Source organism: Hymenobacter sp., from assembly GCF_035709525.1.
Lineage (GTDB): Bacteria > Bacteroidota > Bacteroidia > Cytophagales > Hymenobacteraceae > Hymenobacter.
Genome location: NZ_DASTEP010000238.1, coordinates 42,141 through 54,314, shown reverse-complemented (window position 1 = coordinate 54,314; position 12,174 = coordinate 42,141). Strand labels below are relative to the sequence as shown.

Sequence of the window (12,174 nt, the reverse complement as noted above, 5' to 3'; positions counted from 1 at the left end):
CCAGCGTGGTCGAGTACAGGTGCTCCAGCCCGCCGCCGCCGGCCTCGGTGTGGTGCACGATGAACACGTAGTGGTCCAGGGGGTTCTGGCCCACCACGCGCTGCGCCTGCTCGGTCACGCGCTTCATGTCGGCCAGGAAGCGGGCTTCGTCGGGGATAGTATAATTCCCGAACATCGCCATCTGGTGCGGCGTGTTGTTGGCCGTGAAATTGAGCAGCTTCTGCGAGCCTATTTCGATGGGCGAGTCGGCCAGCTCGTCGTAGTTGGCCGACTGGTACACGAACTTCTGCATGCCGGGCGCGGGGCGTAGGGCGGTGCTCACCACGTTCCAGCCGGCGGCGGGCTGCACCGTTACCTGGCTGCTGAGGCCCTTGTAGCCAGCCGGATACATAAACACGCTGCTGGGCAGCGCAAAGCCGTGGTCGGCGTCGATGTAGCTCGTGCGCACGCTCAGCTCGTAGGCATACACGCCGTAGCTCACCTGGAAGCTGCTTTGGCCGGCATGGCGCACGCGCCAAGTGTTCTTATCAAGCTTTTCTACGGCCAGCGGCTGGCCGCCCGCCGTGGCTTGCAGGCGCTCGACGTGCCGCGCAAACTCGCGCACCAGGTACGAGCCCGGCGCCCACACCGGCATCTTGATGTCGGTGTAATCTTTGTCGAAGCCCCGCAGCTCCATCTTCACCTCGAAGTAGTGCGTCTGGGGCTGGGGCATAGCCAGCGTGTAGCGCAGGCTGGCAGCCCCGTAGTTTTCGGCGGGCGCGGCGGTAGTTTTGGCCGTGGCGCTCTTGGTTTTAGTTTTGGTTTTAACCTTGGTTTGGGCGGCGGCCGGCACGGCCGCCAGCAGGCCCGCCACCAGCGCGGCGCGGCCCAAAGCGGAAGCAGTTTTTAGCATAATCACAAAGAAAACCATGCGCGCCCAAGTTCGCCCCGCCGCCCGCCGGCCCAAACTCCCACCGCCGCCCCGCCGTTAGGCGGACTACGGTTTTTTCCCCTTTAGCTTATGCGTGTTGTCTGGGTAGTTTTCGGAGCGTTGCTAACGGCTATTTTAATCGGTTACCGGCTGCACCAGCCCGTGGCCGCGCCCCTGGCCGTGGCAGAGACACCCGCCCCGCACATCATCGCGGTGGTCGAGCGGCGGGCCGCTCCTGCCCCACCCGCGCCCCGCGCCGATAGCATCGTGCGGTTTGCGCTGCGCCAGCTGGGCACCAACTATTGCTACGCGGGCACGAGCCCCAGCACGGGCTTCGATTGCTCGGGCTTTGTGCAATACGTGTTTACGCGCTTTGGCGTGGCCGTGCCGCACGCTACGGCGCTGCTCATCAGCGCGGGGCGGCTGGTGCCCCGCGCCCAGGCCCGGCCCGGCGATATCGTAGTGTTTACGGGCACGGCGGCTGGTAGCACCACGCCGGGGCACGCGGGCATCGTTATTTCGGCGGCGGGCGAGGTACCGCTGCGCTTCGTGCATTCGTCGTCGGCCAAGCGCGAGTCGGGCGTGAAAATCAGCCAGGTCGAGGGCTCGGGCTACGAGCGGCGCTTTATGCAGGTGCGGCGCGTCATTTAACATTCATCAATTAACATTTAACAGCCGCTCAATGCCTCCAAGATGGCAGTCATTGAGCGGCTGTTAAATGTTAATTGATGAATGTTAAATGAAAAAACGATGCCCGGCTGGCCCCGGAGCACTCACGTGCGCCATCGGGCCGGCCGGGCATCTAATCCTTCAAATCTTACCGAGCGGCTGCGCTGGGGTACAGCGCCGACGTCTCACAGTAAGACCTGTCCAACGAAAGGGAGCCGCGATACCGCAGTGCCCTCCGCCGAGCTGTGTGTTAGGCGAGTACGGCGGTGAGGCGTACTACATTGGACAGGCTCGGCAGGATTTGGTTGGGACTACTAGACATTTTGTACCTCCTTTCTTTACGTTCGACATAACCCCCATCGCGCCTCCCAGCACCTTAGGGCTGCTTGAAGGGGGCCGTAGCACTCGCTACTGATTGGTAAAGTTAATTGCCGGGGCTTAGGTTCAATGCAAAACCCGCATTTTCTGGTGGCCTTGGGGCTTGGGCACGGCACTAGGCTGAAAGTCAAGGCTATTAATTTTAGCTCGGCTGGCAAAAAATCCATTTTTGAAACTGGCCGTATTCTTGCCCTGCCCCATCGGCAAGCCGTTTTTTTAGCTTAGCTTGCTGGCCAGTTCCCCACCTTCACTTCATCTACACCTTTTGCGTTATGTACAAATCAGTGCTGTTGCTGCTGGCCCTGTGGCTAGGCGTGGCTACCCAGCGGGCCCAGGCCCAAACCCTCTCGCCGCTCGGCGTGTGGACCAACGAGGAAAAGAAAGCCACGTTTGAGATATACAAGTGCGGCGACAAGCTCTGCGGCAAGATTATTACCCTCACCGTGCCCAACGACCCCGAAACCGGCAAGCCCAAGCTCGATACCAAAAACCCCGAGCCCAAGCTGCGCACCCGCCCCCGCCTAGGCATGGTTTTCATGCAAGGTTTTGGCTACGACGGCGACAGCAAGTGGGACAACGGCAAAATTTACGACCCCGAAAGCGGTAAAACCTACTCGTGCTACATGAAGATGGAAAGCGCCAACAAGATGGAGGTCAAGGGCTACATCGGCTTCTCACTCATCGGCAAGTCGCAGACCTGGACGCGGGTGAAATAGCCCCGGCCGCACACTATGCCTCTTCGCCAAAAGCGCCTTTCCTGAACGGGAAAGGCGCTTTTTTTCGTCTGAGCGAACCTAGGTGCCGAAACTATTTGCCCTAGGCAGTGTTTTCTGCGCAGTCCGGCTTATCGAACTTCTATCAGGGTGCTTCATTTTCTTCAACAGCTTTTTGGGCGGCGCACGGCCGCCGGCACCGATGCGGCCGCCTGGCAGCCGGCCCGGTGCGCCACGCCCCGGCAGGCCCGCCAGCATGCCGCCTGGGTGGCCGAAAAGGTGTATCGCAACTGGCTCGGGCCCTACTACAAGGCCTACCACTTGCGCAAGGGCGGGGCTGCCGGCCGCCGGGGCCTGCGCGTGGAGCTGCTGCGCGAGCCCGGCCGCCAGGGCGCGCTGCTATATTATGACGATAGCATCGGGCCGGGCAACTTTCGGCACGTCTACGAGCTGCTCGGCGAGCGCATCGCCAGCCTGGGCTACCACCGTGCCTGCCACGACCAGCGCCAGCGCCACTGCGCCCAGCACCACGAAACGACTTACAAGCAGCTTTTCAAGCCCAACCCTACCGACTGCGCCCAAAGCGGCCGCTGCAATCAGCGCTATGGCCTCGTGACGCTCGACCTGGTGCAAGTCGACGGCCAGCCCTTTTTTATCCGCCTCAGCTGCAACCCCTTGCAGGAGCCTTGCTTTACCACGGCGCACCCTTTCGACGAACTGCTGGCCGCCCTGCTCGACGAGCCGGCCCCCGATGCGGCCATGCAAGCCCAGGCGGCTACCTACCGCGGCTAGCCATAGCGGCGTAGCTTCGCCGCCACATCCGGGCCCGGTACGGGCCGCTTGCTTTGTATGCCGCGTTCTCTTTTTCCAGTTTTTTCGGGTGCTACCCTGGCCCTGCTGCTCGGTGGCTGCGGCCACGCCCTACCCGAAGTAGCGGGCTTTGAGGCCGCCGCCTGGCGGGCCGACGCCTACGCCTGCCGGGGCCGGCGGGCACTGCTGCTGCCCCCGCTGCTGGCGGCGCGCGCCCAGCTCTACGAGGCCCGCGCCGACGATGTCACGGCCCTGCTCGGCGCGCCCGACGAGGAAGAGCTTCAGGCTAATACCGAGAAGGTATACCATTACTACCTGGTGCCGGGCGCGCAGTGCGGCCCGCGCCACCCCCGCACGGCCGGCCCGCGCCTGAGCTTGCATTTTGGCCCGCTAGGCACGGTAACGGAGGTGCTTGCCGACCCGCTGCCCACCAGCGCCCCCACCCCGGCCGGGTAGCGCAGCCCACAAGCCACGCAACAGCGACTCCTGATACCTTTTCATGCCGGAGCCGGAGCCGCTCTACCGGCAGTTCATTATAGCGTCCAACCTGAGCGCTTGCGTCAAAAAAACAGCGCCAGTCAGAACTACTGACTGGCGCTGTACGACTTAGGCCTAATGCAGGCAGCCTTAGCCCCGGCCGCCGCTAACGGCAAACTGCGCCGGCTCCTGCTGCATCTGCGCGAGTTGCACGGGCGTCAGAATGCGAGCGCATTCCTGCTCGTACTGCTGTTGCAGCTCAGCCAGTTGGGCGGTGCGAGTGGCAGCATCGGCGGCGCGCTCAATCTCGTGCTGGCGGGTCATGCGCACGCGGTTGATGCTGTAAAGCTTCACGTACTGGCCCTCATTGAGGCGCATGCGGTTGCTCATGTTGCGCGTCATTACCGTCACGGCCGGGTCGTGGCCGAGGGCAGTTATGCCTGGGGTCTGAGCCTGGGCGGCACCGGCCAGTAGCAGGGTGGCAGCCAACGCAAAAAGTGATTTGGTGTTCATAGCAGAGGGGCAAAAAAAAGGTATTTGGAAAAGATTTATTGGTAGCCTGGCCTTCTAAAGTGCCAAACTTTCCTCAAATATACGGGTAGTTACGTATTTTCTACTGTCGCGTTTAATTTTTTATTTTTTTGGACACCCGGCCGGCAAACTCTTATTTTGACTTAGTATTCTCCGGTTTTCTTACCTGCCCATGCCTGCCTTTTATGCCCCCGACCTTACGCCGGGCCACACTACCTACCTGCTGCCCGAAGACGAAAGCAAGCACGCCGTGCGCGTGCTGCGCCTCGCCCCCGGCGATGCCGTGACGCTGCTCGACGGCCGCGGCCACTTTTACACCGCCGCCGTGGCCGACGCCAACCCCAAGCGCTGCGCCCTGCGCATCGCCGGCCACGAGGCCGTGCCCCCGCGCCCTACTTACACCCACGTGGCCGTGGCCCCCACCAAAAACCTCGACCGCATGGAGTGGCTGGTCGAAAAAGCCGTGGAAGTGGGCATCGAGCGCCTCACCTTTCTGCGCTGCGCCCACTCCGAGCGCCGCGACCTCAAGCTGGACCGGCTCGAAAAAATCGCCGTCAGCGCCCTCAAGCAAAGTGGGCAGGCCTGGCTGCCCCAGCTCGATGAGCTGATTGACTTCGAGAAGTTTATGCAGGAAATTGACCCCGCCACTACCTTCATTGCCCACCTCGAAGCCGGCGAGCGCACTGCCCTGGCCCAGGTTATCGGGGCCGCGCCGCGCTGCTGCGTGCTCATCGGCCCCGAGGGCGACTTCTCGCCCGGCGAAATTGAATCGGCCCTCAGCCGGGGCGTGCGGCCGGTGACGCTGGGCGCGTCGCGGTTACGGACGGAGACGGCGGCGCTCGCGGCCGTGTTCACGGCGCAGGTAGTGCGCGAGCTTTAGCCGTCTACACGCACGTACTGCGGCTCGTAGCCTAGCATTCCTACCGTAACAATATGACTAGGGTCGTGAACGGTATCAAACGTAATTTCCCATTCTATTGGCTGCTGGTCGCAGAGCGGTATTTCCAGGCCAGTTGGCTTAAATTCTGCGACAAAGTTTTTGATAACTGGCAATGGCATCCAGGCCCCGAATTCGGCTTCAATGATGGGAACAATTTTGTCGACCAACAAGGGGTAATTCGCTTCTACCTGCGTGAAAAAGTCTTTCTGATGTTGCGTTGGGCCATGAAACGTTCCAGTAACAAGCAAGCTAATCTTCTTCCCAGTAGGCTTGAAATAACGCGCGCATTCGAAATAGCTTTTCGATGGGTCATTCGCAATCTCTATCCATTGCATCTCGCCAAAGAAAGCATCGCCTATTTTTATCGGCTTGCCAAAGAGGTAGCTCCAAAAGCCCATTACTTCTCCTGCCGCTTCTTCACGCGCCAGGGCGCGTTCACCTCCCAGTCGCCGGCCATGATGCAGCCGTAGGGTTGAATCTCGTCTACGGTGCGGGCCAGGCCGAATTCGGCGATTTGACGCTTGACCTCGGCGGCGTTTTTGTAGGCGCTGGGCAGCTCCGAGATGTCGATTTCGTTGAAGAAAAAGCGGGCGTCGATGCCCCGCGTTTCTTCAGCAAACCACGCTTCCTTGGTTTTGTCGGCCTTGCTGCGCTTGTGGCCGGTGCGGCTGAGGTTGCGGCCCGCACCGTGCGGCCCAAAGCCCAGGTTGTTGGCCGTCACGTCGCCCTCCACGATGAGAATGGGCTCGGCCATGTTCAGCGGGATAATGCGCCGGGCATCGGCGGCGTCGGGCAGGAAGTGGGCGGCCAGCGGCGTGGCGCCTTTGGCGTGGTAGTAGAGGTCGCCGGCCTTGAACACGAAGTTATGCTCGTTCCAAAACCGCTGCTGCACTGACGCTTGCAGGCGCTCGGCAATGTCGTCGTGCAGGTACTGGTGGTTTAGCTTGGTCCACTGGCGCACGAGCTGGAGCGCGGCCCAGTATGATTCGCCCTCGGGCGAGTCGGCGGGCAGCCAGGCATTGGCGGGCGCGGTTTCGGGTGAAAGCTGCTGGCGGAAGCGCTCGGCCACCTTCATGCCGGCCGAGTAGAGGCGCGCGCCCACGCCCCGCGAGCCGTGGTGCGTCACGAGCACCGTGTCGCCGGTGGCGGCCGAGGTGCCCACGTAGAGGAAGTGGTTGCCGTCGCCCTGCGTACCCAGGTGCTCCTGGGCCAGGCTGAGGTCTTTCTCAGAATTCAGAAACGGGTTGGCCGCCAGCGCGGCCCGCAGCGCGGCGGGCAGCGGGTACTGCCGCTCGGGCGGCCGCCCGCCCGGCCCGAAGTGCGTCACCCGCTGGGCCACGTCGAGCACCGTTTTGGGGTCGGCTTTGCCCAGGTTGGTCAGCATCACCGAGCAGCAGATGTCGGCCGAGTGCATGCCGGGGTGAATAGCGTTGCGCGCCACTACCACGCCGCCCACCGGGATGGTGCCGGGCGGCCCGGCCGGGCAGGCGTCGGGCATCACGGCGCCCGTCACCACCGTGGGCGTGCGCATGAGCTGCTGCATCGAGAGCCGCACGTAGTCGATGTTCTGCTGCTCCACGGCCGTATCGGCCCGGATATTCTCAAAAAACGGCTGCGGCGCGGGCAGCAGCGGCAGCGCGGGCGGCGGGCCTACCTCGCGCAGATACGCTAGCATGGCCTCGCCCGCGAGGCCGTGGGCGTTGATGTGTTCGAGGGCTTCCTTAAACCATTTGCCCGATTTGAAGCCGAGGTCGAGGAGGTCTTTGCCGGTGGTCATGGGTAAGCTGACTGTTAATTATTCTTCGAGTTAAAATTTGCTAAATCAAACCAAGCGATTGTAGAAGGTCAAGCAGATGCCTTGCTTTTGCTTGATTAGCCAAATTTTGGCTGGAAGCTATTTGGTAGGTTGATGTCCAAATCCTTTGAAAATATTTGTGATACGATATACTATTAACTGCATCTACTGTATCACCCTTTGTTCTTGTTGAGCAGAAGATAATATCACAGTGGTGATTGACAGCTAAGTCTTCCAATCTGCCGCGTAGCCCAGTATTTGGGTCACCTTTACTTTCGATACCGATAATCTTGCCGTTTACTTCAATGATGAGCCGAAAATCTCCGTTGGCCGGTACAGACGCTGGAACGGGGTAGAGTGGTTTATAAGACGGATATGCTGTAAGCAGGACATTAGCAAATTCCCGTAGTGTGGATGATTTCCCTTTGCTAGCGGCACCCGAGATGGCAACAATGGTTTTCATGACTGAATGAAATTTTTTATTATCCCTCGGCGAAGATATGGTTTTGTTATTCTGCACTCTTCCTAGAAACTTCCTGTCTTGTTCCCTTCTTTGCACAATTAGTCGACAAGCTCAGTTTCTACTTCATGCTCCGCAACCTCCTCGCCGCCTCCCTCCTACTGTTCACCACCGCGGCCACGCCGCCCGCCGCGCCCAGCTACCAGCTGGCCAAGCTGCACTACGGCGGCGGGGGCGACTGGTACGCCAACAAAACTAGCCTGCCCAACCTCATCGGCTTCTGCAACCAGGCGCTGCACACCAACTTCGCCCCCGACGAGGCCACCGTGGAGCTCGACCAGCCCGAGCTGCTCACCTACCCCTTCGTGCACATGACCGGGCACGGCAACGTGAGCTTCAGCAGCCAGGAGGCCCAGAACCTGCGCCGCTACCTCGTCGGCGGCGGCTTCCTGCACATCGACGACAACTACGGCCTCGACAAGTTTATCCGGCCCGAGATGAAGAAGGTCTTCCCCGAGCTGGAGTTTGTGGAGCTGCCCTTCTCGCACCCCATCTACCACCAGAAGTACCAGTTTCCCAAAGGCTTACCCAAGGTACACGAGCACGATGGCAAGCGCCCGCAGGGCTTCGGCCTGATGTATAAAGGCCGCTTGGTGTGCTTCTACACCTTCGAGTGCGACCTCGGCAACGGCTGGGAAGATGTGGGCACCTACCCCGAAGACACGCCCGCTACCCACGATGCAGCGTTGCGCATGGGGGCGAATCTGGTGAGCTACGCGCTGACGCAGGATTAGCTGGTTTTTAAGTTGAAACTGGTTGTCATGCAGAGCATTCTGCGCATCAAGCAGAGACGAAGCATCTCGCGTGGCGCAGTAATCTCCTACGTTAGGAATTGCTGCGCCACGCGAGATGCTTCGTCTCTGCTTGATGCGCAGAATGCTCTGCATGACGGCCGGTTTTCGGCTTTCGCGGCGCGAAAAACGTATAACGGCGGAGCTTACCCCCGGCCGGGCCTGAAACCCGTGCTAACTTGCCGGCCCAATCTTTCTTCACCCAAACCTCATCATGACCAGCTACCAGCAGATATTCGAGAACAACCAGAAATGGGTGGCCGAGCACTCGGCCAGCGCGCCCGACTTCTTCACCCAGCTCGCGGCTAGCCAGGCGCCCGACTACCTCTACATCGGGTGCAGCGACAGCCGCGTGACGGCCGAGGAGATGATGGGCGCGGCCCCCGGCGAGGTATTCGTGCACCGCAACATCGCCAACATGGTGGTGAACAACGACTTGAACTCGCTGTCGGTGCTGGAATACGCCGTGCGCCACCTGCACGTGAAGCACATCGTGGTGTGCGGGCACTACGGCTGCGGCGGCGTGAAGGCGGCCATGCAGCCCAAAGACCTGGGCATTCTGAATCCCTGGCTGCGCAACATCCGCGACGTGTACCGCCTGCACCACGCCGAGCTCGACGCCATCGCCGACGTAGACGCCCGCTACGACCGCCTGGTCGAACTCAACGTGCAGGAGCAGTGCGTGAACGTGCTGAAATCAGCCGTGGTACAGGAGCAATACCTGTTGCATAAAATCCCCGTGGTGCACGGCTGGGTGTTTGACCTGCGCACCGGCCTACTTAAAGACCTGAAGCTGGACTACGAGCACATCCTGCACAACATCCAGCAGATTTATGACCTTAGCGACGAAGTGGCGCAGGAGCGCAACAAGGCTAAGGAAGCCCTGCCCGCTGAGGTAACTACCGAAACGGCTCACTAGCAGTAGGGTGCGGGGGCGAGCCCCGCTCCTAACCTATAGCAGTTTCTAAGTTAGTGTGCAAGTGGTAGAGACGCATACTTGCGTCTCGCGTCAGACGAGCTGAATAACGCGAGACGCAAGTATGGTCTCTACACCCACCGGCAAAAACTCACCACGCAAGAACCGCCGCTCAAACAGCCCGCGAAGGTTGTTTGAGCGGCGGTTTTGCGTGGCGGCTGGCGGTGCCTAGCGCACGCCTTTCTCGGGGAAGCGACCTTTTTTATTACGGTAGAAGGCTTTGATTTTTTCCAAATCCTTTTCGTAGTCGCCAGTGGGCCACACTACTGGGCCTACACCGGCTTCCTTTTTGGAGTAGTCGAGGAAGCCTAGCACAATGGGCACGCCGGCTTCGAGGGCGGCGTAGTAGAAGCCTTTGCGCCACTTGGGCTGGTAGGCGCGGGTGCCTTCGGGGGTGATGAGAATCACCAGTTCCTCGTGCTGCTGAAACAAGCGCACCATGCCATCGACGAGGCTATTGTTGCGGCTGCGGTTCACGGGCAGCGCGCCGATGGCCTTCACCAGCCAGCCCAGCACGGGGTTTTCGGTCCACTCACTTTTCACCGTGAAGCGCACGTCCACATCCATAATGTAGAAGGCGGCGCGGGCCATGATGAGGTCCCAGTTGCTGGTGTGCGGGGCCGCTATCATCATGCACTTCTTGATGTCGGGCGGCACCGCGCCGGTTTGCTTCCAGCCGGCCACGCCGAAAATTGCTTTAGCGATGTAGTACCAGAAGGTAGAAGTTTTGCGGGCGGCCATGTATAGGGGCAAAGTTGTGAACCCCAAAGCTAGGCAAAAACCAGGATAGGCGTAGCGCGGGCTTTTAGCCCGCAAGCAGCGGTAGCAACCTGGCGGCGGACTACAAAGTCCGCGCTACGGGCCTACCCGCCGGCCAGCAACGCGTGCAGCTCGGCGGCCCGGCCCAGGGTGTAGCGGTAGCCGACTTCAAACAGCTCGTCGGCCTTGCGGAAGTCGAGCGGGCGGTAGCCGCGCAGGGCAGGCGGCTCTACCAGCAAGGCACACTGCGCCTTGCGGCTGGCCACGTTGGCGCTGAGCGCGATTTGGAGGGTGCGCTCGACTACCCGGCCCAGCGTGGGCAGCGGGGCCTCGCGAGGCAGCGGGTTGCAATGCACGCCCACCACCGGCCGGCCCAGCGTGAGCAGCGGCTCTACGGGCAGGTTGTTGAGCAGGCCACCATCGACCAGCTGCCGGCCCTGGTAGGCAATGGGCCGGTACATGATGGGCACCGCCGCCGAGCCCAGCAGCGGCGGCAGCAGCTCGCCTTGGCTGAAATACACCGACTCGCTGGCTTCCAGGTCAGTAGCCACCAGCGTGAGCGGTATTTGCAAGTCCTCGAAGCGCTGCACCGGGCCCAGGTAGCGGGCCAGCAGCTGGGCCACGGCCTCCATGCCCAGCAGCCCCGCCCGGCTGAAAGCCAGCCGCGTGAGACGCGGAATACTAGTACCTTGCAGCAGCCGCAGCACCTCGCGCGGGGCGAAGCCCGCCGCGTAGAGCACCCCCACGATGCCGCCCGAACTGGCGCCCGACAGCGCGCCCACCGGCAGCTCCAGCTCATCGAGCGCGGCCAGCACGCCCAGGTGCGCGATGCCGCGCGCGCCGCCGCCCGACAGCGCCAGGCTGAGGCTGGTGGGTTGGGGCGAACTACTTGTGGTTGTCATAGGCTAGCGTTGCAAAACTGTAAAACGGAGTGGCACTCCGTTTTCGCGTTAGGACATAACCAGACGCCAAACGGAGTGCCACTCCGTTTTACAACTCGCTGATGCGCAGCGTATCGCCCAGGCGCACGCCCCGGTCGGTGAGCTGCACGGTGCAGGCTTCGTTAGTGGCGTCGTGCTCGAGCAGCAGCACCCAGTTTTCCTGGGCGGCGCGGCGCAGCACAACTTCTTTCTCGCCGAGCGTGACGAGCGGGCGCACGTCGTAGCTCATCACCCAGGGCAAGGGCAGGTGGCCCACGCTGGGCAGCAAATCAGCCATGTAGGCCAGCGTGCGACCTTTGTACTGCATCAACGGCACCATCATTTTCTCGGTGTGGCCGTCGGCAAAGATGAGCTCGCTGAAGGGCAGCCCGGCCGGCACGCCGGCGGCGGGGTCCACGAAGCGCAGCTGCCCGCTTTCCTGAATGGGCAGAATGTTCTCGGCCAGAAAGCTGGCTTTTTCGCGGGCGTTGGGCTGGGTGGCCCAGTCCCAGTGCGCGGCGTTGCTCCAGTAGGTGGCGTTGGCGAAGGCGGTTTGGAGCGCGCCATCGGGGCGGCGCACCACCGAGCCGCCGCAGTGGTCGAAGTGCAGGTGCGTGAGAAACACGTCGGTGACGTCGGCGCTGGTGAAGCCGAGCTTGCGCAAGGACTTTTCCAGCGTGTCGTCGCCGTGTAGGTAGAAGTGGCCGCGAAACTTCTCGTCCTGCTTGTCGCCAATGCCGTTATCAATGAGCGTCAGCTTGTTGCCGTCCTCAATGAGCAGGCAGCGCATGGCCCAGGTGCACATGTTGTTGGCGTCGGGCGGGTTCACCTTCTGCCACATGCTGCGGGGCACCACGCCAAACATGGCCCCGCCATCGAGCTTGAATAAGCCGGTATCTAAGGAATGGATTTTCATTTGAAATTTCGCGCAGGGTTTCGCAGTGTTAAAAGCGCAGTGTCCCGCAGTGTTAAAGACGCACTGCGG

14 protein-coding genes and 1 pseudogene are annotated in these 12,174 nt (G+C 61.5%); 8 read left to right on the top strand and 7 right to left on the bottom strand.

The annotated features are described in order from the left end of the window. Positions 1-892: pseudogene (locus VFO93_RS21405) on the bottom strand (hypothetical protein); the annotation flags it as partial. Between the two features lie 108 nt (positions 893-1,000). On the opposite strand from VFO93_RS21405, the gene VFO93_RS21400 reads away from it, so the two are divergent. The 4 genes from VFO93_RS21400 to VFO93_RS21385 all read left to right on the top strand — a co-directional run bounded on the left by VFO93_RS21400 (position 1,001) and on the right by VFO93_RS21385 (position 3,936). After that, positions 1,001-1,561 (top strand): C40 family peptidase, encoded by a 561-nt coding sequence (locus tag VFO93_RS21400; protein WP_325136413.1) that lies wholly within the window; start codon positions 1,001-1,003, stop codon positions 1,559-1,561. 668 nt (positions 1,562-2,229) lie between these two features. Then, positions 2,230-2,673 carry a DUF2147 domain-containing protein gene (locus tag VFO93_RS21395; protein WP_325136412.1) on the top strand — a complete coding sequence of 148 codons (444 nt, stop codon included), beginning with the start codon at positions 2,230-2,232 and terminating at the stop codon, positions 2,671-2,673. Positions 2,674-2,820: 147 nt separating this feature from the next. After that, positions 2,821-3,462, top strand: a complete 642-nt coding sequence (locus VFO93_RS21390) for a hypothetical protein (protein ID WP_325136411.1) — start codon at positions 2,821-2,823, stop codon at positions 3,460-3,462. A gap of 57 nt (positions 3,463-3,519) precedes the next feature. After that, positions 3,520-3,936, top strand: coding sequence for a hypothetical protein (locus VFO93_RS21385; protein WP_325136410.1), 417 nt, complete (start codon positions 3,520-3,522; stop codon positions 3,934-3,936). A 171-nt stretch (positions 3,937-4,107) separates the two neighbouring features. Here VFO93_RS21385 and VFO93_RS21380 read toward each other — a convergent pair whose 3' ends face one another. Next, a complete protein-coding gene (locus VFO93_RS21380) occupies positions 4,108-4,470 on the bottom strand; it encodes a hypothetical protein (RefSeq protein ID WP_325136409.1) in 363 nt (120 codons plus the stop codon). A 190-nt stretch (positions 4,471-4,660) separates the two neighbouring features. Here VFO93_RS21380 and VFO93_RS21375 point away from each other — a divergent pair, with 190 nt between their 5' ends. Beyond that, a complete protein-coding gene (locus VFO93_RS21375) occupies positions 4,661-5,368 on the top strand; it encodes a 16S rRNA (uracil(1498)-N(3))-methyltransferase (RefSeq protein ID WP_325136408.1) in 708 nt (235 codons plus the stop codon). Positions 5,369-5,433: 65 nt separating this feature from the next. Further along, complete coding sequence (locus VFO93_RS21370) at positions 5,434-5,898, top strand: hypothetical protein (protein WP_325136407.1); 465 nt, start codon at positions 5,434-5,436, stop codon at positions 5,896-5,898. Here the strand turns inward: VFO93_RS21370 and VFO93_RS21365 are convergent. Continuing rightward, positions 5,826-7,205 (bottom strand): RtcB family protein, encoded by a 1,380-nt coding sequence (locus VFO93_RS21365; RefSeq protein ID WP_325136406.1) that lies wholly within the window; start codon positions 7,203-7,205, stop codon positions 5,826-5,828. The two genes, VFO93_RS21370 and VFO93_RS21365, sit on opposite strands and share 73 nt — an antisense overlap. Positions 7,206-7,245: 40 nt before the next feature. After that, positions 7,246-7,686, bottom strand: coding sequence for a hypothetical protein (locus VFO93_RS21360; protein WP_325136405.1), 441 nt, complete (start codon positions 7,684-7,686; stop codon positions 7,246-7,248). A gap of 125 nt (positions 7,687-7,811) precedes the next feature. Between VFO93_RS21360 and VFO93_RS21355 the strand changes: the two genes are divergently transcribed. Both VFO93_RS21355 and VFO93_RS21350 read left to right on the top strand, forming a co-directional pair. Next, positions 7,812-8,477, top strand: coding sequence for a DUF4159 domain-containing protein (locus VFO93_RS21355; protein ID WP_325136404.1), 666 nt, complete (start codon positions 7,812-7,814; stop codon positions 8,475-8,477). Positions 8,478-8,748: 271 nt separating this feature from the next. Then, positions 8,749-9,453 carry a carbonic anhydrase gene (locus VFO93_RS21350; RefSeq protein ID WP_325136403.1) on the top strand — a complete coding sequence of 235 codons (705 nt, stop codon included), beginning with the start codon at positions 8,749-8,751 and terminating at the stop codon, positions 9,451-9,453. Positions 9,454-9,678: 225 nt separating this feature from the next. Here the strand turns inward: VFO93_RS21350 and VFO93_RS21345 are convergent, their stop codons facing one another. From VFO93_RS21345 to VFO93_RS21335, 3 genes are all read right to left on the bottom strand, one after another. Continuing rightward, entirely contained in the window at positions 9,679-10,251 is a 573-nt protein-coding gene (locus tag VFO93_RS21345) for a 1-acyl-sn-glycerol-3-phosphate acyltransferase (protein ID WP_325136402.1), read from the bottom strand. 122 nt (positions 10,252-10,373) lie between these two features. Continuing rightward, on the bottom strand, positions 10,374-11,171 hold the full coding sequence (locus VFO93_RS21340; protein WP_325136401.1) for a patatin-like phospholipase family protein: 798 nt from the start codon (positions 11,169-11,171) through the stop codon (positions 10,374-10,376). 88 nt (positions 11,172-11,259) lie between these two features. Further along, complete coding sequence (locus tag VFO93_RS21335) at positions 11,260-12,105, bottom strand: MBL fold metallo-hydrolase (RefSeq protein WP_325136400.1); 846 nt, start codon at positions 12,103-12,105, stop codon at positions 11,260-11,262. Positions 12,106-12,174 lie beyond the last annotated feature (69 nt).